Origin of the sequence: Streptomyces sp. NBC_01428 (assembly GCF_036231965.1) — a bacterium.
In the GTDB taxonomy this organism is placed as follows: Bacteria; Actinomycetota; Actinomycetes; order Streptomycetales; family Streptomycetaceae; genus Streptomyces.
This window is the reverse complement of record NZ_CP109499.1, coordinates 3,096,018-3,118,991: the sequence shown is the minus strand read 5'-3', so window position 1 is coordinate 3,118,991 and position 22,974 is coordinate 3,096,018. Positions and strand designations below refer to the sequence as shown.

At 71.8% G+C, this 22,974-nt stretch carries 20 protein-coding genes; 13 read left to right on the top strand and 7 right to left on the bottom strand.

Annotated features, from left to right (window positions below):
- Window positions 1-14: 14 nt before the first annotated feature.
- On the bottom strand, window positions 15-1,919 hold the full coding sequence (locus tag OG406_RS13360; RefSeq protein WP_329185882.1) for an ABC transporter ATP-binding protein: 1,905 nt from the start codon (window positions 1,917-1,919) through the stop codon (window positions 15-17).
- Window positions 1,916-4,084, bottom strand: a complete 2,169-nt coding sequence (locus tag OG406_RS13355; RefSeq protein ID WP_329185880.1) for an ABC transporter transmembrane domain-containing protein — start codon at window positions 4,082-4,084, stop codon at window positions 1,916-1,918. The genes OG406_RS13360 and OG406_RS13355 overlap by 4 nt, the downstream gene beginning before the upstream one ends.
- Before the next feature lie 265 nt (window positions 4,085-4,349).
- On the opposite strand from OG406_RS13355, the gene OG406_RS13350 reads away from it, so the two are divergent.
- From OG406_RS13350 to OG406_RS13335, 4 genes are read left to right on the top strand one after another with little or no spacing between them, the layout of a single operon-like run.
- Window positions 4,350-5,252, top strand: coding sequence for an ABC transporter ATP-binding protein (locus OG406_RS13350; RefSeq protein ID WP_081219527.1), 903 nt, complete (start codon window positions 4,350-4,352; stop codon window positions 5,250-5,252).
- A 59-nt stretch (window positions 5,253-5,311) separates the two neighbouring features.
- Window positions 5,312-6,046, top strand: a complete 735-nt coding sequence (locus OG406_RS13345) for an ABC transporter permease (RefSeq protein ID WP_081221825.1) — start codon at window positions 5,312-5,314, stop codon at window positions 6,044-6,046.
- Between the two features lie 35 nt (window positions 6,047-6,081).
- Window positions 6,082-7,365 (top strand): sensor histidine kinase, encoded by a 1,284-nt coding sequence (locus OG406_RS13340; RefSeq protein WP_164369049.1) that lies wholly within the window; start codon window positions 6,082-6,084, stop codon window positions 7,363-7,365.
- Window positions 7,355-8,014: a response regulator transcription factor gene (locus tag OG406_RS13335; protein ID WP_329185877.1), complete on the top strand. Its 660-nt coding sequence runs from the start codon at window positions 7,355-7,357 to the stop codon at window positions 8,012-8,014. The genes OG406_RS13340 and OG406_RS13335 overlap by 11 nt, the downstream gene beginning before the upstream one ends.
- A gap of 55 nt (window positions 8,015-8,069) precedes the next feature.
- On the opposite strand, the gene glgX is transcribed toward OG406_RS13335, so the two are convergent.
- Complete coding sequence (gene glgX, locus OG406_RS13330; RefSeq protein ID WP_443067078.1) at window positions 8,070-10,379, bottom strand: glycogen debranching protein GlgX; 2,310 nt, start codon at window positions 10,377-10,379, stop codon at window positions 8,070-8,072.
- 151 nt (window positions 10,380-10,530) lie between these two features.
- Here glgX and OG406_RS13325 point away from each other — a divergent pair, with 151 nt between their 5' ends.
- The 7 genes from OG406_RS13325 to OG406_RS13295 all read left to right on the top strand — a co-directional run bounded on the left by OG406_RS13325 (window position 10,531) and on the right by OG406_RS13295 (window position 18,312).
- The gene (locus tag OG406_RS13325) at window positions 10,531-11,757 is read left to right on the top strand and encodes a L,D-transpeptidase (RefSeq protein ID WP_267048594.1); all 1,227 of its coding nucleotides are present in this window, start codon (window positions 10,531-10,533) and stop codon (window positions 11,755-11,757) included.
- Between the two features lie 183 nt (window positions 11,758-11,940).
- Window positions 11,941-13,191 carry a L,D-transpeptidase gene (locus tag OG406_RS13320; protein ID WP_267048595.1) on the top strand — a complete coding sequence of 417 codons (1,251 nt, stop codon included), beginning with the start codon at window positions 11,941-11,943 and terminating at the stop codon, window positions 13,189-13,191.
- A gap of 77 nt (window positions 13,192-13,268) precedes the next feature.
- Window positions 13,269-14,036 carry an enoyl-CoA hydratase/isomerase family protein gene (locus OG406_RS13315; RefSeq protein ID WP_164369045.1) on the top strand — a complete coding sequence of 256 codons (768 nt, stop codon included), beginning with the start codon at window positions 13,269-13,271 and terminating at the stop codon, window positions 14,034-14,036.
- A gap of 193 nt (window positions 14,037-14,229) precedes the next feature.
- Window positions 14,230-14,838 (top strand): ATP-binding protein, encoded by a 609-nt coding sequence (locus OG406_RS13310; RefSeq protein ID WP_329185874.1) that lies wholly within the window; start codon window positions 14,230-14,232, stop codon window positions 14,836-14,838.
- Between the two features lie 706 nt (window positions 14,839-15,544).
- Complete coding sequence (locus OG406_RS13305; protein ID WP_326842294.1) at window positions 15,545-16,381, top strand: polysaccharide deacetylase family protein; 837 nt, start codon at window positions 15,545-15,547, stop codon at window positions 16,379-16,381.
- On the top strand, window positions 16,381-17,616 hold the full coding sequence (locus OG406_RS13300; protein WP_329185872.1) for a YncE family protein: 1,236 nt from the start codon (window positions 16,381-16,383) through the stop codon (window positions 17,614-17,616). The genes OG406_RS13305 and OG406_RS13300 overlap by 1 nt, the downstream gene beginning before the upstream one ends.
- Window positions 17,617-17,706: 90 nt before the next feature.
- On the top strand, window positions 17,707-18,312 hold the full coding sequence (locus tag OG406_RS13295; protein ID WP_329185870.1) for an ADP-ribosyltransferase: 606 nt from the start codon (window positions 17,707-17,709) through the stop codon (window positions 18,310-18,312).
- 50 nt (window positions 18,313-18,362) lie between these two features.
- Here OG406_RS13295 and OG406_RS13290 read toward each other — a convergent pair whose 3' ends face one another.
- Window positions 18,363-19,007 (bottom strand): GNAT family N-acetyltransferase, encoded by a 645-nt coding sequence (locus OG406_RS13290; RefSeq protein WP_329185869.1) that lies wholly within the window; start codon window positions 19,005-19,007, stop codon window positions 18,363-18,365.
- A 210-nt stretch (window positions 19,008-19,217) separates the two neighbouring features.
- Between OG406_RS13290 and OG406_RS13285 the strand changes: the two genes are divergently transcribed.
- Together OG406_RS13285 and OG406_RS13280 are read left to right on the top strand one after the other, a co-directional pair.
- The gene (locus tag OG406_RS13285) at window positions 19,218-19,430 is read left to right on the top strand and encodes an EF-hand domain-containing protein (RefSeq protein WP_081221829.1); all 213 of its coding nucleotides are present in this window, start codon (window positions 19,218-19,220) and stop codon (window positions 19,428-19,430) included.
- A 102-nt stretch (window positions 19,431-19,532) separates the two neighbouring features.
- Complete coding sequence (locus OG406_RS13280) at window positions 19,533-20,306, top strand: NADPH-dependent F420 reductase (protein WP_323178175.1); 774 nt, start codon at window positions 19,533-19,535, stop codon at window positions 20,304-20,306.
- 26 nt (window positions 20,307-20,332) lie between these two features.
- Here the strand turns inward: OG406_RS13280 and OG406_RS13275 are convergent, their stop codons facing one another.
- The 3 genes from OG406_RS13275 to OG406_RS13265 form a co-directional block, all read right to left on the bottom strand.
- Window positions 20,333-20,875, bottom strand: a complete 543-nt coding sequence (locus OG406_RS13275; protein WP_164369038.1) for an MOSC domain-containing protein — start codon at window positions 20,873-20,875, stop codon at window positions 20,333-20,335.
- A 26-nt stretch (window positions 20,876-20,901) separates the two neighbouring features.
- The gene (locus tag OG406_RS13270) at window positions 20,902-21,459 is read right to left on the bottom strand and encodes a glycoside hydrolase family 25 protein (protein WP_266846691.1); all 558 of its coding nucleotides are present in this window, start codon (window positions 21,457-21,459) and stop codon (window positions 20,902-20,904) included.
- 136 nt (window positions 21,460-21,595) lie between these two features.
- Complete coding sequence (locus OG406_RS13265; RefSeq protein WP_164369036.1) at window positions 21,596-22,963, bottom strand: L-serine ammonia-lyase; 1,368 nt, start codon at window positions 22,961-22,963, stop codon at window positions 21,596-21,598.
- Window positions 22,964-22,974: the final 11 nt, after the last annotated feature.

Genomic DNA, 22,974 nt, shown 5'->3' with positions numbered 1-22,974 from the left:
CCGCAGGTCCGCCGTCATACGAGACTGTCGCGCCACGCCCGGTGCAGATCGGCGAACCGCCCGGTGCCCGCGACGAGTTCGGCGGGCGAGCCGTCCTCGACGATCCGCCCGTGCTCCATCACCAGCACCCGGTCGGCGATCTCCACGGTCGACAGCCGGTGCGCGACGACCACGGCCGTACGGCCCCGCAGCACCGTCGACATGGCGCGCTGCACCGCCCGTTCACCCGGCACGTCCAGCGAACTGGTCGCCTCGTCGAGGATCAGCACTGCCGGGTCGGCGAGCAACGCCCGCGCGAAGGCGACCAGTTGACGCTGCCCGGCCGAGATCCGGCCGCCCCGCTTGCGGACGTCCGTGTCGTAGCCGTCGGGCAGCTCGCTGATGAACTCGTGCGCCCCGATGGCCTTCGCGGCCTGCTCGATCTCCTCGCGGGACGCCTCGGGGCGCCCGATCGCGATGTTCTCGGCGACCGTGCCGGAGAAGAGGAAGGCCTCCTGCGTCACCATCACCACCCCGCGCCGCAGCTCGGGCACCGACAGCTCGCGCAGGTCGACACCGTCGAGCAGGACCCGCCCCTCGGTCGGGTCGTAGAACCGGGCCAGCAGCTTCGCCAGCGTCGACTTGCCCGCGCCGGTCGAACCGACCACGGCCACGGTCTGCCCCGCCGGGAGTGCCAGCGAGAACGTCGGCAGGACCTCGCCACCCGTGCGGTACGCGAAGCGGACCTCGTCGAAGGCGACCTCGCGGCCCGGGTGTTCGGAGGCGAGCGCGGGCAGCGGGCGCGGCACGGACGGCTCCGGCACCGACGGCGTCTGGGCCAGCAGACCGGCGATCTTCTCCAGCGAGGCCGCCGCCGACTGGTAGGAGTTCAGGAACATGCCGAGGCGGTCGATGGGGTCGTACAGCCGGCGCAGATAGAGGACCGCCGCGGCGAGCACGCCGAGCGCCAGCGAACCCGACGCCACCCGGTACGCGCCCCACAGCACGATGCCCGCGACCGCCGTGTTGGCGACGAGACGGGAGCCGACGACATAGCGGGCCATCTCCAGCAGGGCGTCGCCGTTCGTCTTCTCGTGCCGTTCGTTGAGCACCCGGAAAGCGTCGTCGTTGGCCGCCTCGCGCCGGAACGCGCGGACCGGCCGGATGCCGTTCATCGTCTCCGCGAACTTCACGATCACCGAGGCGATCGTGGTCGACCGGACGGCGAAGATCCTGCCCGCCCGCCGCTGGTAGCGGCGGATGAGCAGGTACAGCGGGACGAAGGAGGCCACCGCGACCGCCCCGAGGCCCGCGTCCAGCCAGAGCAGCATCGCCGAGATGTAGACGAACGACAGGATGACCGTGACGAGTTCCTGGAGCCCCTCGCTCAGCAGTTCGCGCAGCGACTCGACGTCCGTCGTGGAGCGCGAGATCAGCCGGCCCGAGGTGTAGCGCTCGTGGAAGTCGACGCTGAGCGCCTGGGCGTGCCGGAAGATCCGGCCGCGCAGATCGAGCAGCACGTCCTGGTTGACCCGGGCCGAGGCGATGATGAACGCCCACTGGAGTCCGCCGGAGAGCGCCGAACACAGCAGGTAGGCGACGCCGACGGCGATCAGCGGCCCGTGGTCGTCGTGCCGGAACGCCGGGACGGCGCGGTCGATGGCGTACGCGACGAGCAGCGGCCCGGCCTGCACAGCCGCCTGCTGGAGCAGCAGCAGGACCGTCGTCACGACCACCCGGGTCCGCAGCGGCACGAGCAGCGACCGCAGCAGCGCCGCCGTCGCACCCGGGGGAGTGGGCAGCGTGTCGCGGTCGAACGGGTCCTGGTGCGGCTCGGTCCGCCGGCCCGTCCGTACCGCGAGCGGTCCGTCGTCCGGTGCCTCGTCCGGCGCTCCGTCCGGTTCCCGGTCCGGAGCGGTGGTCGTGGGCGCCGCGGTCATCGGTCGTCCTCCTCTGCGCCCGACATCAGGTGGGCGTACTCGGCGTTCGTGCGCAGCAGTTCGTGATGGGTGCCGACCGCGGTGATCCGGCCGCCGGAGAGCAGCGCGACGCGGTCGGCCAGCAGGACCGTGGACGGGCGGTGCGCCACGATCAGCGCGGTCGTCTCCGCCAGCACCCGGCGCAGGGCCGCCTCGACAGCCGCCTCCGTGTGCACGTCCAGGGCCGACAGCGGGTCGTCGAGGACCAGGAAGCGGGGTCTTCCGACCACCGCCCGCGCCAGTGCGAGGCGCTGGCGCTGGCCGCCGGAGAGGCTGAGCCCCTGCTCCCCGACCTGTGTCGCGGTGCCCTCGGGCAGCGAGTGCGCGAAGTCGGCCTGCGCGACGGCGAGGGCGCGGTCCAGCTCGTCCTGGCCGGCGGTGTCCGCGGCCCCCATGAGCACGTTCTCGCCGACGGTGGCCGAGAAGAGGGTGGGCTCCTCGAAGGCGACGGCGACGAGTTCGCGCAGCTCCTCGCGGGGCATGCCGGTGACGTCCCGGCCGTCCAGGGTGATCCGTCCCGAGGTCACCTCGTGCAACCGGGGGACGAGCGCGGTGAGCGTCGTCTTGCCCGACCCGGTCGATCCCACCAGAGCCATGCTCTCGCCGGACCGGATGTGCAGGTCGACGCGGGCGAGGACCGGCGGGGCGTCCGCGGCGGCGTCCGGATACCGGAACGCGACCCCCTCGAACCGGAGCCCGCCCTCTGCGAGCGGGGTCCCGGAACCGTGCGCCGGTTCCGCGCCGCCGCCCGCCACCGGCACGGTGACCGGTGCGTGCGCGGGTCCGGGGACCCCTCCGCGCCCGACGCGGACGTCCGCCGGTGCCGGGCCAGGTGCTGAACCCGATTCCGGCGCGGGCGAGATGACCGGCGTGCCGACCGGGACGGGGACGTCCTGTGTCGCGACGGCGACGGCGGGTGTGGGTGTGGGTGCGGTGGCCGGTGCCTTGGCGGGGGCCGAGGTGTCCCGCCCGCCGGCGGCGGGAGCCGGCTCCGGCGCGTGTGCCGGGCCCTGGTCCGGCTCGGCGGAGACGGAGGGCCTTCCCGCCCGTTCCGTGGAGGGGGAGGGGCCTCCCGCGGTCCCGACGGCGGCTGTTCGCGCGCTCGGCGCGGGCGTGAGCGACGACTCCGGTTCCGCGTCCATCACCTCGAAGTAGCGCTCGGTCGCCGTCGCCGCCTCCTGGCTCATCGCGAGGAGGAAACCGATGGAGTCGACGGGCCAGCGGAGCGCGAGCGCGGTGGACAGGAAGGCGACCAGCGTTCCGGCGGACAGGTCGCCGTCGGCGACCTGGACCGTGCCGAGCACCAGGGCGGCGCCGATGGCCAGCTCCGGCAGGGTGACGATCACGGCCCAGATCGACGCGAGCAGCCGGGCCTTGGCCAGTTCCGTGCCCCGCAGTGTCCCGGACAGGTCGCGGAACGCGCGGGCCTGGCTCCGGTGCCGCCCGAACCCCTTGATGATCCGGATGCCGAGCACGCTCTCCTCGACCACCGTCGTGAGGTCACCGACCTGGTCCTGCGCCTTCCGCGCCACCTCCGAGTAGCGCCGCTCGAAGAGCCAGCAGACGATCATCACCGGGATCGCCGGGGCCAGCAGCACGAGCCCCAGGGTCCATTGCTGGACCAGCATGATCGAGACGCCCGCGAGGATCGTCACCGAGTTCACCAGCAGGAACGTCAGCGGGAACGCCAGGAACATGCGGACCAGCATCAGGTCCGTGGTCCCCCGGGACAGCAGCTGGCCCGACGCCCAGCGGTCGTGGAAGGCGACCGGGAGCCGCTGCAGGTGCCGGTACAGATCGGCCCGCATCGACGCCTCGACGCCCGCCAGCGGCCGGGCCACCAGCCACCGCCGCAGCCCGAACAGGACGGCCTCGGCGATGCCGAGGAGCAGCAGCCACAACGCCCCGAGCCAGACGCCGGCGGGGTCACGGCCGGAGATCGGGCCGTCCACCATCCACTTCAGGACCAGCGGGAACAGGAGCGCGAGACAGGACGCCACCACCGCGACGAACGCCGCGACGAACAGCCGGGTCCGCACCGGCCGCACATACGGCCACAGGCGCAGCAGGCTGCGCACGGTCGATCGGTCGGGCAGGTCCGTGGTGACTGCATCTGTGGTTCCCATCACGGGCGAGCCTACGGAGTGGCACTGACAGTGCCCACCGAGTTTTGGCCGCACCGGAACGATCCGGACTCTCGGCGTCCGTGCCCTCCGGGCCCCCGGGGTCCGCTCACGCCCGGACACGGCACGTGCGCCCACGCCCCGGACGGCCCGGCCCGAGGCCAGGGTCCCGCGCCCGGGTCGTAGTGCCGCATCAACCGATCGGCTGATGCCGCTTCGAGCGCGATGGCCGATGTGCCGGCCGGGGTCCGGGCGGGAGGCTCGGAGCATGTCAGTCATCGAAGTGAGCGGACTGCGCAAGTCCTACGGCGGCCGGGCCGTCGTCGACGGTGTCTCCTTCACCGTCGAGGAGGGCGAGATCTTCGGGATCCTCGGCCCGAACGGCGCCGGCAAGACCACCACCGTCGAGTGCGTCGAGGGCCTGCGGGTCCCGGACGCCGGCCGGGTCCGGGTCACCGGGCTCGACCCCTTCGCCGACCGCGAGGCCACCAGCCGCGTCCTCGGCGCCCAGCTCCAGCAGAGCGAACTCCAGGCCAAGCTCACCGTGCGCGAGGCACTGGAGCTGTACGCCGCCTTCTATCCGCACCCCGCCGACTGGCGCCCGCTCGCCGAACGCCTCGGCCTCACCGACCGGCTCACCACCGGGTTCGGCAAACTCTCCGGTGGCCAGAAACAGCGCCTGTTCATCGCGCTCGCGCTCATCGGCAACCCGCGCGTCGTCGTCCTCGACGAGCTGACCACCGGGCTCGACCCGCGGGCCCGCCGCGACACCTGGGAACTCATCGAGGACATCCGCGCGCAGGGCGTCACCGTCCTCCTCGTCACCCACTTCATGGAGGAGGCCCAGCGGCTCTGCGACCGGATCGCGGTCATCGACAAGGGCCGGGTCGCCGCGCTGGACACCCCGGCCGGGCTGATCCGCCGCTCGAACGGCTCGACCGTCATCAGCTTCACGCCGTCGGCGCCGCTGGACGAGCGGGACCTCGCCGCGCTGCCCGCGCTCGCCTCCGTGGAGGACAAGGACGGCCGGATCACCCTGTCCGGCACCGACGAGACGGTGAACGCCGTGATCACCCTCCTCGCCCGCCACCGCATCACCGCCCACCAACTCCGCGTCACCGACGCCACCCTGGACGACGCGTTCCTGGACCTGACGGAGGCAGCAGCATGAGCACCGCACTCGCCCGCCCCGGCACCCGCGCGGACCTGCGATCCGGTATCCGCGGCGGACTGAACACCGCCGTCGTCCGGACCGAGATCCGGCTCTTCCGCCGCGAACCCGGCGCCATCTTCTGGATCCTGCTCTTCCCCACCCTCCTGCTGGCGATCCTCGGCTCGATCCCCTCCTTCCGGCAGCCCGACCCCTCCTTCGGCGGCCTGCGCCCCATCGACGCCTACGTCCCCGTCGCCGTCCTGCTCGGTCTGATCGTGGGCTGTCTCCAGTCGATGCCGCAGTCCCTGACCGGCTACCGCGAGCGCGGCATCCTGCGCCGCATGTCGACCACCCCCGTACGGCCCGCCGCGCTGCTGTCCGCGCAGATGCTGGTGTTCGGCGGCGCGGCACTCGTCTCCGCCCTGCTCGCGCTCACCGTCGGCCGCCTCGTCTTCGACGTGACCCTGCCCCGGCAGGCCGGCGGCTACCTCCTCGCGCTGGTCCTCGCCGTCCTGGCCGCCCTCGCGCTCGGCGCGGTGGTCTCCGCCGTGTCCCGCACGACGAAGATCGCGGGCGCGATCGGGTCCGCGGTGTTCTTCCCGATGATGTTCTGCGCCGGTGTCTGGCTGCCGGTGCAGGCCATGCCGGACACCCTCGCCCGGATCGTCGGGTACACGCCGTTCGGCGCCGCCGCCCAGGCCCTGAACCAGGCCGCCGCGGGGCACTGGCCGGGCTGGTCCCACCTGGGCGTCCTCGTCGCCTGGACGGTGCTGCTGTCGGCCGGGGCCGCGCGCTGGTTCCGCTGGGAGTGACCGTGACGGACCTCCAAGCCGTGCAGACTGAACGCATGACGAGCGCACCGCGACAGGACAGCGCGGCCGCCGCGGCACGGACCGTGGAGGAACGCTGGGCCAGCTTCCACCGCTACGGCCCCCTCGGCCTGCTCGGCGTCGCCGTCGTCCTCTCCGTGGCGACGGCCGGCGTCGTCGGCATGAACAGCACGGACTGGTACGTGGGCGTACCGCTGGTGCTCGCCGCGCTGGCCCTCCAGCTCTGGTGGATCCGGGCGATGCGCAGCAGACCCGGCCCGACCCCCGCCAGCATCGGCTACTTCTGGATCCGCTGGGCCATCGCCTTCGTCCTCGCCCTGACCAACCCGTTCTACGCCTTCTACGCGGCCGCCTCCTACTTCGACGTCGAGCGGCTGCTGCCCCGCCGCACGGTGCGGGTGGGGGTGATCGCCGCGGTCGTCGTGGTGGCCGGATCGCAGTCCGGCGGGCTGCCGCCGCACGGCGCCGTCGGCTGGGCCGTGTTCGGCGGGCTGCTCGCCGTCAACGTCACCCTCGCCGCGATCATGGGCCACCTCAACGCCAAGGAGAACGAGCGGGCCCTCGTCCAGGCCGCCACCATCGCCGAACTGGAGCGCACGAACACCGCGTTGCAGCAGGCCCTCGACGAGAACGCCGCCCTGCACGCCCAACTCCTCGTCCAGGCGCGGGAGGCCGGAGTCGCGGACGAGCGCCGCCGGCTCGCCGCCGAGATCCACGACACCATCGCGCAGGGCCTGACCGGCATCATCGCCCAGCTCCAGGTCGTCTCCGGCACCCCGGACCCGGCCGCCGCCCGCGACCACGTGACCCGCGCCGCCGACCTCGCCCGGCACAGCCTCGGCGAGGCCCGCCGCTCCGTGCAGAACCTCGCCCCCGTGGCCCTGGCCGACGACGGCCTGCCCGAGGCGCTGAAGAAGACCGTCGCCGAATGGGGCGAACGCAACGACGTCCGGGCCGAGTTCACCGTCACCGGCGTCGCCGAGCAGCTCCACGACGAGGTCTCGGCGACCCTCCTGCGGATCGCTCAGGAAGCCCTCTCGAACGCCTCCCGGCACGCCCGCGCCGGCCGGGTCGGGGTGACCCTCAGCTTCATGGTCGACGAGGTCACCCTCGACGTCCGCGACGACGGACACGGCTTCGACCCGCTCGCCGTCCCCGCCCGCACCGGCACCGGAGGGTTCGGCCTCGACGGCATGCGCGCCCGCGCCGAACGCATCGCCGGCTCCCTCACCGTCGAGTCCGAGCCGGGACACGGCACGGCGGTCTCCGCTCGCGTACCGTTGGTGCGCCATGACCGATGACCCCGCGGCCCGCCGCTCCGACGCCGTGATCACCCTCCTCCTCGTCGACGACCATCCCGTCGTACGCGACGGACTGCGCGGCATGTTCGAGTCCGCCCCCGGCTTCACGGTGCTCGGCGAGGCCTCGGACGGGGTGGAGGCGGTGGCGCTCGCCGCGTCCCTCGACCCGGACGTCGTCCTGATGGACCTGCGGATGCCCGGCGGCAACGGCGTCGAGGCCATCGCCGAACTCACCCGCCGCGGCGCCCGCGCCAAGGTCCTCGTCCTGACGACGTACGACACCGACTCCGACACCCTGCCCGCCATCGAGGCGGGCGCGACCGGCTACCTCCTCAAGGACGCGCCCCGCGACGAGCTGTTCACCGCCGTCCGCGCGGCGGCGGAGGGCCGCACCGTGCTGTCCCCGGCGGTCGCCTCCCGTCTGGTGTCCGCGGTGCGCGCCCCCGCGCCCGCCGAGTCCCTCTCCGCCCGCGAACGCGAGGTGCTGGCGCTGGTCGCCCGGGGCACCTCCAACCGCGAGATCGCCCGGGTGCTGTTCATCAGCGAGGCCACCGTCAAGACGCACCTCACCCACCTGTACAACAAGCTCGGCGTCAAGGACCGCGCGGCAGCGGTCGCCCGGGCCTACGACCGGGGCATCCTCGGCTGACGGGGCCCGGCCCGAGACGGCCCCGCCGCTCCGGCACGCGCTCCTCTGCGCACCCTCAGCACACCTTCAGCAGCAGCACCGACCGCCCCGGCACCGTGATCGCCGTCCCCGCCCGGTGCACGACACCGGGCGCCTCGCCCTGCTCCTCCCGCGAGGTGTCCACGACCACCTCGTAGCGAGCGGCCCACGGCAGCCCCGGCAGTTCGAAGGAGGCCGGCCGGTCCCCGGCGTGCAGCACGGCGAGGAAACTGTCGTCGGTCACCGGGACGCCCAGCGCGTCCCGGCCCGGGATGTCCCGCCCGGACAGGTACATCCCGACCGTCGCGGCGGGCGCGTACCAGTCGCGTTCCGTCATCTCGGTGCCCCGCGCGGTGAACCAGGCCAGGTCCCGCAGCCCGTCGGCCGAATGGGCCCGCCCGGAGAAGAACGCCCGCCGGCGCAGCACCGGATGCTCGTGCCGCAGCGCGATCAGCCGGGACGTCAGCTCGAACAGCGCCCGCCAGCCGGGGTCCTCCAACTGCGTCCAGTCGACCCAGCTGATCTCGTTGTCCTGGCAGTACGCGTTGTTGTTGCCCCGCTGGGTCCGCCCGAACTCGTCGCCGGCGACCAGCATCGGGACACCGGTCGACAGCAGCAGGGTGGTCAGCAGGTTCCTCAACTGCTGCCGCCGCAGCGCCTGGAGGCCCTCGTCCGCGCTCTCGCCCTCCACCCCGCCGTTCCAGGCGCGGTTGTCGTCCGTGCCGTCCCGGTTGCCCTCGCCGTTCGCCTCGTTGTGCTTGCGCTCGTAGGACACCATGTCCCGCAGGGTGAAACCGTCGTGCGCGGTCACGAAGTTCACCGACGCGTACGGGCGCCGGCCGCCCCAGGCGTACAGGTCGCTCGACCCGGACAGCCGGTACCCCAGGTCCCGCACGTCGGGCAGGGCACCGCGCCAGAAGTCCCGTACGGCGTTGCGGTAGCGGTCGTTCCACTCCGTCCACAGCGGCGGGAAGGCACCCACCTGGTAGCCGCCCGAGCCCACGTCCCACGGCTCGGCGATCAGCTTGACCCGGCGCAGCACCGGGTCCTGCGCGATGACGGCGAGGAACGGCGACAGCATGTCGACGTCGTGCATGGACCGGGCGAGCGCGGCCGCGAGGTCGAAACGGAAGCCGTCGACGCCCATCTCGGTCACCCAGTACCGCAGCGAGTCCGTGATCAGCCGCAGCACCTGCGGCTGCACGACGTGCAGGGTGTTGCCGCAGCCCGTGTAGTCGGCGTAACGGCGGGCGTCGGACTGGAGCCGGTAGTAGCCGCGGTTGTCGATGCCGCGCAGCGACAGCATCGGGCCCAGCTCGCCCGCCTCCGCGGTGTGGTTGTAGACCACGTCGAGGATGACCTCGATGCCGGCCGCGTGCAGCGCGCGCACCATCCGCTTGAACTCGCCGACCTGCTGGCCCGTCGTCCCGGAGGCCGCGTAGCCCGCGTGCGGGGCGAAGTAGCCGATCGAGTTGTAGCCCCAGTAGTTCTTCAGGCCCCGGCGCAGCAGATGGTCCTCGTGGGCGAACTGGTGCACTGGCAGCAGCTCCACCGCCGTCACCCCGAGCCTCACCAGGTGCTCGATCGCGGCCGGATGCGCGAGTCCCGCGTAGGTGCCGCGCAGTTCCTCGGGGATTCCGGGGTGCAGACGGGTGAATCCGCGGACGTGCAGCTCGTAGATCACCGAGTCGGCCCAGGGGGTCTTCGGGCGGTGGTCGTCGGCCCAGTCGTCGTCGTCCTGCACGACGACGCCCTTGGGGACGAACGGCGCCGAGTCCCGGTCGTCGCGCACGGTGTCGGCGACGTGCTGTTGCGGCCAGTCCCGGACGTGCCCGTACACCTCGGGAGGCAGCGTGAAGTCGCCGTCCACCGCGCGCGCGTACGGGTCGAGGAGCAGCTTCGCCGGGTTCCAGCGGGCGCCGGTCCACGGGTCCCAGCGGCCGTGCACCCGGAAGCCGTAGCGGCGGCCGGGGAGCACGCCGGGGACGAAGCCGTGCCAGATCTCGTGGGTGAGTTCGGTGAGCGGGACGCGCGTCTCGGAGCCCGCCTCGTCGAAGAGACACAGGTCGACGGCCTCCGCCCCGCCCGCCCACAGCGCGAAGTTGGTGCCGGTGGTGCCGTCCGGGCCGACCCGGAAGCGTGCGCCGAGCGGAGTCGGGGCACCCGGCCACACGGAGACGGCGGTCGCCTTCGGGCGCCGGGCACCGTTCGGCGCGGGAGCGGCCGGTTCCGGCTCCGTGGTCGCGGGCACGGCTGTGGACCGCCCCGCCGGTTCCGTGGCGGTCTGCATGGGCAGTTCAGCGGCATGTCCCTGGTGGACTGCCTCCTGCTCGGGTGCGCTCGACACCGATCAGCCTCCCGCGGCTCGTGGAACGCAACGAAAAGGGGCGTACGGCGTCCCGGCCGCAGCTCCTTGTCGCGTCGTCCTCCCCACTGTTCTGCCCACCGCGTGGCTCGCACTCACGTTTCCCCGGCGGGGCGCCGTCGTTGGGTCCCTTGTGAACCACGTACCGACGCGCGCGCGGCGCGCAGGGGCCGCGCTGGCCGCCGTACTGACCTGGGCCGGTCTGCTGGCCGGAGCCGCCGGCTGCTCCTCCGACGGGATCTCGAAAGGGATCGGTGAGGCGTTCGGCAAACCCCGCTCGCCCGAGGACGTCATCCACATCACGCCCGACGACACCGCCAAGGGGGTCCGCCCGCGGCAGCCCCTCACGGTACGGGTGCCCGGCGGTCGCCTGGAGTCCGTGAGGGTCGTCAAGTCCCAGGACGCCCAGGAGTCCCCGGTGTCCGGGCGGATCTCCGACGACGGCCTGTCCTGGAAACCGGACGACCCGCGGCTCGCGCTCGCCGCCAAGTACACCATCGACGCGGTGGCTCTGGACGGGCACGGACGCCGCTCGGCCCGGCACACCACCTTCACCACGGAGGTCCCCGACGAGCGCTTCATCGGCTATGTCACCCCGGAGAACCGGTCCACCGTCGGCACCGGAATGATCGTCTCCCTGGAGTTCAACCGGGAGATCGAGAACCGGGCCGCCGTCGAGCGGGCCATCCGGGTGGAGGCGAGCCCGGCCGTCGAGATCCGCCCGCACTGGTTCGGCAAGGACCGCGTCGACTTCCGCCCCGAGACGTACTGGAAGCCCGGCACGAAGGTCACCGTCGACCTGCGCCTGCGCGACGTGGAGGCGGCACCCGGCGTCTACGGACTCCAGTCGAAGACCTTCGCCTTCACCGTCGGCCGCAGTCAGGTCTCCCTCGTCGACGCCCGCGCGCACACCATGCAGGTCCGCCGCGACGGCGCCCTGCTCGCCACGGTGCCGATCACCGCGGGGGCGCCCAGGACGACCACGTACAACGGGAAGATGGTCGTCACCGAGATGCTCGAGGTGACCCGGATGAACAGCCGCACGGTCGGTTTCGGCGGCGAGTACAACATCCCGGACGTCCCGCACGCGATGCGCCTCACCGACTCCGGGACGTTCCTGCACGGCAACTACTGGGCGCCGGACGCCTTCGGGCACACCAACGTCAGCCACGGCTGCGTGGGCCTGCGGGACGTCAAGGGAGGCGGTTCCGACACCCCCGCGGGCTGGTTCTTCGACCGCAGCCTCGTCGGCGACGTCGTCGAGGTCGTGCACAGCAACGACAAGCAGGTCGCGGCCGACAACGGGCTCGGCGGCTGGAACATGAACTGGAAAGAGTGGAAGGCGGGCTTCCGGCGGTGAAGTGAGCCCCTGTGCGGGTATGCGCACGATGGACTCCAGCGGCGCCCCGCACGGCCGAAGTTGGGACTGAACAGTGACATTCCCGGGGAGCCATCGCTCCAGGCCGTGTGATTAATTAGCGCGATACGCGCGTGGGACGCGCTGGAGTGCGGGCCTGATCAGGCCGTGCGAGGGGAGAACGACTTGAACGGGCGACCGATATCGGGGGCGTCGGTTGGCGCACGGACCCACCGGAGCAAGGGAGTCCTGGCCCTGCTGCTGGGAGTCCTGCTGCTCGCGGTGACCGCGTGCGGCGGGGGAGGAGGCTCGGACCGGGAGGCCGGTTCGGGCGACGGCAAGGGCAAGGGATCGAGCGGCACGGCCGACACCAAGGTCTCGCAGGCCGTGGTGAAGATCGCGCCCAAGGACGGCGCGGGCGACGTGGAGACGAGCGGTGCGCTCAAGGTCACCGCCGCCAAGGGCAAGCTGACCGAGGTCCGCGTCGAGGACACCAAGGGAAACGCTGTCAAGGGAAGCATCACCGACGGGGGCGCCACCTGGACGCCGGCGTCGCACCTGGCCGCGGCCACCAAGTACACGGTCCACGCGGTGGCCAAGGACTCCGGTGGCCGTGAGGCCGCCGAGGAGTCGGCGTTCACCACGCTGACCCCGAAGAACACGTTCGTCGGCATCTACACGCCGGAGGACGGCTCCAAGGTCGGCGTCGGGATGCCCTTCTCGGTCCGCTTCACCCGGGGCATCACGCACCCGGGCGACGTCGAGAAGGCCATCAGGATCAAGACGGAGCCCGCGGTCGACGTCCAGGGCCACTGGTTCGGCAACGACCGCCTCGACTTCCGTCCCGAGGAGTACTGGGCGGCCGGCACGAAGGTCACCGTCACCTTCGACCTCGACGGCGTCGAAGGCCGCCCCGGCGTCTACGGCAAGCAGGCCAAGACCGTGAAGTTCACGATCGGCCGCAGCCAGGTCAGCACCGTCGACGTCAAGACCCACAAGATGACCGTCAAGCGGGACGGCAAGGTCCTCAGGACCATCCCCGTCACCACGGGCAAGCCGGGCTACGACACCTGGAACGGCAAGATGGTCATCAGCGAGCGCCTCAAGGTGACGCGCATGAACGGCGAGACGGTCGGCTACGGCGGCGAGTACGACATCAAGGACGTGCCGCACGCCCAGCGCCTGACCAACTCGGGCACGTTCATCCACGGCAACTACTGGGGCGGCGACGCCTTCGGCAACTACAACGCCAGCCACGGCTGCATCGGCCTGCGCGACGTGCGCGGCGGCTACGACGGCAAGGTGGCGGCAGCCTGGTTCTTCGACAACTCGATCACCGGTGACGTGGTCGTGGTCAAGAACTCGCACGACAAGACGGTCGCCCCGGACAACGGCTACAACGGCTGGAACATGTCCTGGTCGGACTGGACCAAGTAACCGGTCTTCGGCGGGCCGGGTGTGCTGTGACCCAGCACACCCGGCCCGTCGGCGTTAACCGCCACTAACCTGCTTGCATGACTGTGCATCTCGAAGTGGCCGAAGGCGTGGGCACCATCCGCCTGGACCGCCCGCCCATGAACGCCCTGGACGTCGCGACGCAGGACCGTCTCAAGGAGCTCGCCGAGGAGGCCGCGACCCGCACGGACGTCCGTGCCGTCGTGCTCTACGGCGGGGAGAAGGTGTTCGCGGCCGGCGCGGACATCAAGGAGATGCAGGCCATGGACCACGCCGCGATGGTCGTCCGGTCCCGGGCCCTGCAGGACTCCTTCACCGCCGTCGCCCGCATCCCCAAGCCGGTCGTCGCCGCCGTCACCGGCTACGCGCTGGGCGGCGGCTGCGAGCTCGCCCTCTGCGCCGACTACCGCATCGCCGGGGAGAACGCGAAGCTGGGCCAGCCGGAGATCCTGCTCGGCGTCATTCCCGGCGCCGGCGGCACCCAGCGCCTGTCCCGGCTGATCGGACCCTCCCGGGCCAAGGACCTCATCTTCACCGGTCGCATGGTCAAGGCCGACGAGGCGCTCACCCTCGGCCTCGTCGACCGGGTCGTCCCCGCGGCCGAGGTCTACACGGCCGCCCACGCGTGGGCGGCCCGGCTCGCGCAGGGCCCGGCGATCGCGCTGCGCGCCGCCAAGGAGTCCGTCGACGCGGGCCTGGAGACGGACCTGGAGACCGGACTCGCCATCGAACGGAACTGGTTCGCGGGCCTGTTCGCGACGGAGGACCGGGAGCGCGGGATGCGGAGCTTCGTCGAGGAGGGTCCGGGCAAGGCGAAGTTCCTCTGACCGGAGGGCGAACGTCACCCCGGAAATTCCGCTGATCCACTTGCAGTTGACGCGGTGTCTTACCCGGCGTCCCCCGATGGAGCGTTTTATGCCAGCCTTAAGGCAACCTTAAGCGCACCTTGTCGGCGGTCGCCGGGTATTGCCTCCAACTGCCCTTCGCGTGCAGGTCAGATGGGGTGTCCACCCCTCCGAAATGCCATGGGCATATGCCGATCAGCCGTGTCGGAATGTCCCGTTCCGGGGGGCGTATTCCTCCGGAACGGCCCCCAAGCGAGGTCCGGGCAGCCATGATGGGGGCATGGCGGGGCTGGAGGGTATCGAACAGCCGCGGCGGCACGGGAGTGCGACCGCGGCACGCTGGACACCTGCGGTCGAGGACGAACGGGCGCTCAGGGCACTGGAGTTGTTCGGAAATCCCACCGAGACCGAGGTGCAGTTGCCGTCCCGTCCGGAGTCCGCGGCGTCCGCGCGGCGGCTCACCCAGGTCGTGGTGCTGCGGCACTGGGGCCTCTCGCCGAAGATGACCGAGGACGCGGTCTTACTCGTCTCCGAACTCGTGGGCAACGCCGTGCGGCACACCGGCGCCCGCCATTTCGGACTCCGGATGCGCCGCCGTCGCGGCTGGATCCGCGTGGAGGTGCGTGATCCCTCCCGCGGCCTTCCCTGCCTCCTGCCGGTCCAGGAGCTGGACCTGAGCGGGCGCGGTCTCTTCCTCGTCGACAAGCTCTCCGACCGCTGGGGCGTCGATCTCCTGCCCCGCGGCAAGACCACCTGGTTCGAGATGCGCGTCGCCGACCGCTAGCCCGGCCCTCGTACGCGGAAACCCCGGCCGCTGGGCAGCCGGGGCTTCGGGGCTCCGCGGAACGAATGGGGTGTGATCCGCGGTGCCGACGACAACCATGGCCCGGGTCAATGGGTGGAGGTCGCATCGCTGACTATCGCAGACCGACCGGATTGATCCAAAACCAGGGGATGTTGGCCCCGCCGCCTCCTCGAATCCTCCACCCGATCCCCCCTCCGGTCCGCCCCACACCCTTCTTTCGCCCCCTCCGCCCCTACCCTTCCCATCCCTGGGGCTCCGCCCCAGACCCCGCTCCTCAATCGCCGGAGGGGCTGAATTTCCCGAGGGCCGGAGGGGCTGAATTTCCCGAGCGCCGGAGGGGCTGAATTTCCCGAGCCCTTGAGAATTCTCCTCAGCCACGTACTGCCCGCAGACGGCATCCGGCGTGAGGGGCCGTGCCGGTACATCAGATGCCCGTCGCTTACGCCCGGATCGAGCAGCTCCCGGCTCTCGACCCACGTCTGATGCAACGGCGACGGGCGGATGTACCGGCACGGCCCCGCCCCACCCACCCACCGGACCGGAGCCGTAGCCGAGGCAGGAGCCGAGGCAGGGGCCGGAGCTGGAGCCGGTGCCGAAGCCGGAGGCACCCGGAACGCCCGGCGCGCAGCCGCCCGCAGACGGACCAATCGTCGGTTTCCGGGGTGATTCACCCTTAAATGGTCCGGTGACCACGCCCGCCGAAGACCCCGCACCCGCTCCACCCCGGCGCGCGGCCCTGCTCACGGGACTAGCGCTCACCGCAGGAACCCTCACCGCAGGAACCCTCACTGCAGGCTGCGCCGCCCCCGCGACCCCAGACGCCGCACGGGGCCGGCCCCACACAACACCCCCCACACCCCCCGCCGCGCCGAGCGCACCCGTCGTACCCCCCGCCCCCGCCCCCCGCCGCTTCCCCGCCCAGCCCTCCGAGATCACCCACGGCCCCCGCACGAACCCCCCGAAAGTCGCCCTCACCTTCCACGGCCAGGGCGACCCCGCCATCGCCACGTCGGTGCTCGGCGAGGCCGAGAAGGCCGGCGTCCGCGTCACCGTCCTCGCCGTGGGCACCTGGCTCGACGAGCACCCCGGCATGGCCCGCCGCATCCTCGACGGCGGCCACGACCTCGGCAACCACACCCTCCACCACCTCGACATCAACGCGATGTCGCAGACGGAGGCGGCCGCCGAGATCCGCGGCTGCGCGGACCGGCTGAAGCGGCTGACCGGCTCGATCGGCACCTGGTTCCGGCCCTCCCGCAGCCCGCGGGCCTCCGCCCTGGTCCAGCGCCTCGCGCAGGACGCCGGCTACCCGCACACCCTCTCCTACGACGTCGACTCCCTCGACTTCACGTCGCCGGGGGCCGCCGCGGTCACCCGGAACGTCCTGGCGACGGTCCGCCCCGGCTCCGTGGTGAGCCTGCACTTCGGCTACGCCGACACGGTCGCCGCCCTCCCCGACCTCCTGCACGAGCTCGACCGGCGCGGCCTGCGCCCGGTCACCACAACGGAGTTGCTGAGCTGATGCTGACGACGCCCCCCTCCCTCCCGCGCTCCCCCCTGCGCACCCCCGTGCACTCCTCCCTGCGGGGCGTGCTGGCCGCCGGTGCCGCCCTCGCCGCGCTGGCCGCCCTCGCGGGCTGCGGCGTCTCCGGCGGGAAGCACGCCGACGAGGCCCTCGGCACGAAGGCCGCCGTCCAGCCCGCCCCGGTGAAGAAGAAGACGCCCGAGGGCCTGCCCGGCATGCCCCCGCTGCTGGACCCGACGGACGTCTACGCGGCGGACCGCCCGGGCCGGCTCTCCCCGGTGGTCAAGGACTTCCCGTCCCGGGTGTACGTGCCGAACACCGAGTCCAACACGGTCACGGTCATCGACCCGAAGACGTACGAGGTCATCGAGACGATCAAGGTCGGGGTCCAGCCCCAACACGTCGTCCCCTCCTGGGACATGAAGACCCTGTGGGTCAACAACGACAAGGGCAACAGCCTCACGCCCATCGACCCGAAGACGGGGAAGGCCGGCAAGCCGGTCGACGTGCACGACCCGTACAACCTGTACTTCACGCCCAACGGCAAGTACGCCATCGTGATGGCCTCGCTCGACCGCGAGCTGGTGTTCCGCGACGCGCACACGATGAAGCGCGTCAAGACGGAGCCGGTCAGCTGCTACGGCGTCAACCACGCCGACTTCTCCCCGGACGGCAGGTACTTCATCGTGTCCTGCGAGTTCAGCGGCGAACTGCTGAAGGTCGACACCGAGAAGATGAAGGTGGTCGCCCAGCAGAAGCTGCCGTTCCAGGGGGCGATGCCGCAGGACGTGAAGATCTCCCCGGACGGCAAGAAGTTCTACATCGCCGACATGATGGCCGACGGGGTGTGGGTCCTGGACGGCGACAAGTTCACCGAGCCGACGCTGCTGCACACCGGCAAGGGTGCCCACGGTCTCTACGTCAGCCGCGACTCCCGCGAGATGTACATCTCCAACCGCGGTGAAGGCACCATCTCGATCTTCGACTTCACCCAGAACCGGCTCACCAAGAAGTGGCGCCTGCCGGACGGCGGCAGCCCGGACATGGGCGGCGTCTCGGCGGACGGCAAGGTCCTGTGGCTCTCCGGCCGCTACAACGCCGAGGTGTACGCGATCGACACCCGCACCGGTGTGCAGCTCGCCCGCATCCCCGTCGGCAGCGGCCCGCACGGACTCGCCGTGTACCCCCAGCCCGGCCGCTACTCGCTCGGCCACACCGGCATCTTCCGCTAGAACGGCGCCTGTTGACCCGCTTGAGCTGACACGCCGTCGTACGGGTGACGGTCCACGGCCCGCCCCCGCGGAACGGAGATCGTGCTCCCCATGATCATCCATCGCCCGCGGCGGCGGGCCGCCGCCGTCGTCCTGTCCCTCGGGGCCGTCCTCGCGACGACCGCCGCGACGCCCGCCGCCCCGGCCGCCCCCGCCACCCGGGCCGCGGCCCCGAGCTGCCCCCAGTTCACCGACCCGGTCAAGGCCGCCGCCGACCGGCGGGTGGACGTCGGGCGCATCACGCCGGAGCCGGTCTGGCGCAGGACCTGCGACACCCTGTACCGCAGCGACTCCCGGGGCCCGGCGACCGTCTTCGAGCAGGGCTTCTATCCGAAGGACGTCGTCGGCGGCCAGTACGACATCGAGCAGTACACCCGCGCCGACCAGCCCTCGCCGTACGTGGCGGCGACGTACGACCACGATCTCTACAAGGCCGGGAACACGGCGGGCTTCAACTACTACATCGACGCTCCCGGCGGCGTCGACGTGAACAAGACCATCGGCGACACCCATCGCCGGGCCGGCCAGGACGAGGTGGCCTTCCCCGGCGGTATCGCCCGCCAGTACGTCGTCGGCGTCTGCCCGGTCGACAAGCGGACCCGGACCGAGATCATGAGCGACTGCCAGAGCAATCCGTACTACGAGCCCTGGCACTGACCCACGTCCCCCGGCACCGCCGGAGCCGGCGCCCCCGCCCGGGTGCCCGCTCAGACCGCGGTGAGCAGCGCCTCCGCCCCGACGGGACGGAAACCGGCCGCCTGGAACGCCCGCAGACTGCGGGCGTTCCCCGCCGCCACCTGCGCCCACACCGGCTCGCCGGTGAGGTGCCGCGCCGCCGTCGCGAGCGCCCGCCCCAGCCCCCGGTGCCGTACGTCCTCGGCCACCTCGACCGAGGCCTCCAGGCGGCCCCCGACGCCGTGTCCGAGGACGACCGTCCCGCCGTCCGCCGCCCAGGCCCGTACACCGTCCCGCCGCCCGAGCGCGGCGGCGACCCGTGGATGGCCGGAACCGGACAGTTCCGTGAGGACGAGGGGCGGCGGACCGGACAGCGGGGCGGCGACGGACATCACGTCGACGGTGTCGTGCGCGCGTCCCGTCCGCTCCATGAGCGCCGCGAGGAACCGGGGGTTCATGGCCGCGGCGAGCGGATCGCAGCCGACGGCGGCCAGCGTCGCGCGCACCCAGCCCTCGTCCTCGTCCGTGAAGACCACGGAGTGCGCGGTGAAGGCGAGGACCCCGGCGTCGCGCGCGCACTGCTGCGGCACGACCGTGACGGAGCCGTCGGGCGGTGGGAAGATCCCCCGTGCCGCGGCGGCCACGACGGTCCCCAGCCCGTGTGCGGTGCCGGCCACGACCGCCCCCTCGACGCTTGAGTCTCCACCCATTGGAAGGCCCAGACTCGCAGACTTGACCGACGACGGCACCGGCCTCCTCACCGTCGGCGCACCGGGCGGAGTCCGCCTGGGTGGTCGCCGCACTACGGGCCCGCGCGGACCGTTAATCTGACCTCCGTACACAACGCAGTGACGCACGCAGTGATGCACGACGAAGGGGCGGACCGGGTGGCCGACATCGAGGAAGCACGCAAGCAGTTCGAGCGGATCGACACGGACAGTGATGGATTCATCACGGCGGCCGAGTTCAAGACCGCGCTCGCCCAGGGCGGCGACTGGAACGTCACCGAGTCGGTGGCCGAGGTCATCATCGCGGCCCGCGACCTCAACGGCGACAAGCTCCTCTCGTTCGACGAGTTCTGGGTCCACCTGAACAAGTGACGCTCCCCGAAGGGGCGCCCACCGGTCATCCCGGCGGGCGCCCCTTCGGCGTCACCCGCCCCGGCGGGCCGTCCTCGGTGCGGTCCGAAGCAGCCGGAGAGCGTGGTGTTTTCGGCCTCTTCACCCGGATGCCGCACAGCCCGGAATAGGGCATCCGTCCCCGGGGTTGCTGATCCCCATCAGGAGCATCAACCCCGGAAGGGTCTGTCTCTCATGAAGATCGGCATCATCGGCGCGGGCAACATCGGCGGCAACCTCACCCGGCGGTTCACCGCCGCCGGGCACGACGTGTCCGTCGCCAACTCCCGCGGCCCCCAGACGCTCACCGCGCTCGCCGAGGAGACCGGGGCGACCCCCGTCACGGTCGAGGAGGCGGCACGCGGCGCCGAGATCGTCGTCGTCACGGTCCCGCTCAAGGCGGTCCCGAACCTGCCCGACGGCATCCTGGACGGAGCCGCCGAGGGCGTCGCCGTCATCGACACGGGCAACTACTACCCCCAGCAGCGCGACGGCCGGATCGACGCGATCGAGGACGACGGTCTCACCGAGAGCCGCTGGACCGCGCAGCAGATCGGCCACACGGTCGTGAAGGCCTTCAACGGCACCTACGCCCAGGACATCCTGGACCGCGCCCGCCCGGCCGGCGCACCGGACCGCTTGGCGCTCCCGGTGGCCGGTGACGACGCCGCGGCCAAGCAGCGGGTGCGCGACCTGATCGACGAGATCGGCTTCGACACCGTCGACGCGGGCGGCCTGGACGACTCCTGGCGCCAGCAGCCCGGCACGCCCGTCTACGGCCTCCAGGAGGGCGTCGACGCCGTCACGAAGGCCCTGGCCGAGGCGCCCCGGGAGCGTCCGGCGGACTTCCGCGGCTGACCCGCGCCACCGGCACGGGCCGGAGGTCAGACGATCTCCAGGGGCCGGTGCGGCCCGACCGGCAGCTCCACCGTCACGGAGTCGCCGGGCCGCACCGGCCCGCCGGTGAGGACGACGCTCATGATCCCCGCCTTGAAGCGGACCGTCCCGTCCTCGTCCCGCCCGACGACCTGCTTCATGAGGCCCTTTCGGAAGGTGTCGATCTGGGCGCAGGGATTGCGCAGCCCGGTCACCTCGACGACGGCCTCCGCCCCCAGGTGCAGCCGCGTCCCGGTGGGCAGCCCGAGCAGGTCGACGCCCCGGGTGGTGACGTTCTCCCCGAGCTGACCGGCGGTGACCTCGAAACCCGCCGCGCGCACCTCGTCGAACAGCTCCTCGTGGATGAGGTGCACCTGGCGAAGGTTCACCTGCGACGGGTCCTTCAGCATCCGGAACCGGTGCTTGACCGTCGTCCCGGCGTGCACGTCGCCCTCCACGCCGAGCCCGGCGAGGAGTGTGACGCCCGTCCGGTTCGGCTTGGTGAAGGAGTACGTCCCGTTGCTGCTGACCGCAGCGACCGTCCCGCCCATGTGTCCGCTCTCTTCCTTCCGCTCGGCTACGCCCCGCCGGCCCAGGTGCGCAGCGCGGTCTTGCTCGCGAAGTCCGCCACATTCTTGTCCACCGGGTCGGACGTGTACTGGTGGAAGCGCCACTTCGCCTTGATGCGGGGCTTTCCCGCGGAGACGTAGTCGGCGATCCAGAGACCGTCGCCGGCGTACGAGGTGGTGTCGATGTTCAGCCAGAAGTTCCGGTTCGTGTAGAGCACCACCCGGTGGTGCGGGCGCAGCTCCTTGACCTTGCGGATGAAGCGGTCCTTCTCCGCGTTGCTCGCGTGGGTGCCCTCGCCGGTGGTCTCCCAGTCGACGGCGAGCAGGTCGCCCGCCTTCTCGGGGGCCTTGCCGACGAAGTACTCGGCCTGGGCGGTGATGTCGCCGGGCCACAGGAAGTGGTAGAAGCCCACGACGCACTCGGCGTCGCGGGCCGTCTTCACCTGGGCGGCGAGCTTCGGGTTGACGTACGAGCGGCCTTCGGTCGCCTTGATGAAGACGAACGACAGACCGTCGGTTCCGTACGCGGACGACTGGTAGGCGCTGACGTCGATGCCTCGCAGCATGGGGGGAGCCTCCGTGCAGGGGGCGGGCCACACAGAGTGGTGCCCGGGTTTCGTGGGGAACAACTGCCCTTCGAGTTCCCCGACTTCACCCGTGTCACCCTCGCACGGAGGAGCGACCCGCACCCGGCGTACGCGATCAGCACTCGATGATGTTCACCGCGAGCCCGCCCCGGGCCGTCTCCTTGTACTTCACGCTCATGTCGGCGCCGGTCTCCTTCATGGTCTTGATGACCTTGTCGAGGGAGACCTTGTGGGAGCCGTCGCCGCGCATCGCCATCTTCGCGGCGGTCACGGCCTTCACGGCGGCCATGCCGTTGCGCTCGATGCAGGGGATCTGCACCAGACCGCCGACCGGGTCGCAGGTCAGGCCGAGGTTGTGCTCCATGCCGATCTCGGCGGCGTTCTCCACCTGCTCGGGGCTGCCGCCGAGCACCTCGGCGAGCGCGCCGGCCGCCATCGAGCAGGCCGAGCCGACCTCGCCCTGGCAGCCGACCTCGGCGCCGGAGATGGACGCGTTCTCCTTGAAGAGCATGCCGATGGCACCCGCCGCGAGGAGGAACCGCACGACGCCCTCCTCGTCGGCGCCCGGCACGAAGTTGATGTAGTAGTGCAGCACCGCCGGGATGATGCCGGCCGCGCCGTTGGTCGGGGCGGTCACCACCCGGCCGCCCGCGGCGTTCTCCTCGTTGACCGCCATCGCGTAGAGGGTGATCCACTCCATCGCGTGGGCCAGCGGATCACCCTCGGCGCGGAGCTGGCGGGCCGAGTGGGCGGCGCGCCGGCGGACCTTGAGGCCGCCCGGCAGGATGCCCTCGCGGGCCATGCCGCGCGAGACGCACGCCTGCATGACGCGCCAGATGGCGAGGAGCCCCTCGCGGATCTCGTCCTCGGTGCGCCAGGCCCGCTCGTTCTCCAGCATCAGCGCGGAGATCGACAGGCCGGTCTCCTTCGTCAGCCGCAGCAGCTCGTCACCCGTGCGGAACGGGTACTTCAGGACGGTGTCGTCGAGCTTGATGCGGTCCTCGCCGACGGCGTCCTCGTCGACCACGAAGCCGCCGCCGACCGAGTAGTACGTCTTCTCCAGGACGAGGTCGCCCGCGGCGTCGTAGGCGAAGATCGTCATGCCGTTCGCGTGGTACGGCAGGGCCTTGCGGCGGTGCAGGATCAGGTCGTCGTCGAAGGAGAAGTCGATCTCGTGCTCGCCGAGCAGGCTGAGCCGGCCGGACGCCTTGATCTGCTCCACGCGGTCGTCGGCGCCCTCCACGTCGACCGTGCGCGGCGAGGCTCCCTCCAGGCCGAGCAGCACCGCCTTGGGCGTGCCGTGCCCGTGGCCGGTCGCGCCCAGCGAGCCGTACAGCTCGGCGCGTATCGAGGTCACCGGGGCCAGCAGCTCCTCGTTGCGCAGCCGCCGGGCGAACATGCGTGCGGCGCGCATCGGGCCCACCGTGTGGGAGCTGGACGGGCCGATACCGATCGAGAACAGGTCGAAGACCGAGATGGCCACGGGGAACTCCT

What these genes read in the sequence shown, in the direction of transcription:
- OG406_RS13275 (WP_164369038.1), bottom strand. Translation starts at nt 20,875, where the DNA reads ATGGGCGGGACGGTCGCTGCGGTCAGCAGCAACGGGACGTACTCCTTC.
- OG406_RS13355 (WP_329185880.1), bottom strand. Translation starts at nt 4,084, where the DNA reads ATGGGAACCACAGATGCAGTCACCACGGACCTGCCCGACCGATCGACC.
- OG406_RS13360 (WP_329185882.1), bottom strand. Translation starts at nt 1,919, where the DNA reads ATGACCGCGGCGCCCACGACCACCGCTCCGGACCGGGAACCGGACGGA.
- OG406_RS13270 (WP_266846691.1), bottom strand. Translation starts at nt 21,459, where the DNA reads ATGCTGCGAGGCATCGACGTCAGCGCCTACCAGTCGTCCGCGTACGGA.
- OG406_RS13300 (WP_329185872.1), top strand. Translation starts at nt 16,381, where the DNA reads ATGCTGACGACGCCCCCCTCCCTCCCGCGCTCCCCCCTGCGCACCCCC.
- OG406_RS13340 (WP_164369049.1), top strand. Translation starts at nt 6,082, where the DNA reads ATGACGAGCGCACCGCGACAGGACAGCGCGGCCGCCGCGGCACGGACC.
- OG406_RS13335 (WP_329185877.1), top strand. Translation starts at nt 7,355, where the DNA reads ATGACCGATGACCCCGCGGCCCGCCGCTCCGACGCCGTGATCACCCTC.
- OG406_RS13310 (WP_329185874.1), top strand. Translation starts at nt 14,230, where the DNA reads ATGCCATGGGCATATGCCGATCAGCCGTGTCGGAATGTCCCGTTCCGG.
- OG406_RS13350 (WP_081219527.1), top strand. Translation starts at nt 4,350, where the DNA reads ATGTCAGTCATCGAAGTGAGCGGACTGCGCAAGTCCTACGGCGGCCGG.
- OG406_RS13315 (WP_164369045.1), top strand. Translation starts at nt 13,269, where the DNA reads ATGACTGTGCATCTCGAAGTGGCCGAAGGCGTGGGCACCATCCGCCTG.
- OG406_RS13295 (WP_329185870.1), top strand. Translation starts at nt 17,707, where the DNA reads ATGATCATCCATCGCCCGCGGCGGCGGGCCGCCGCCGTCGTCCTGTCC.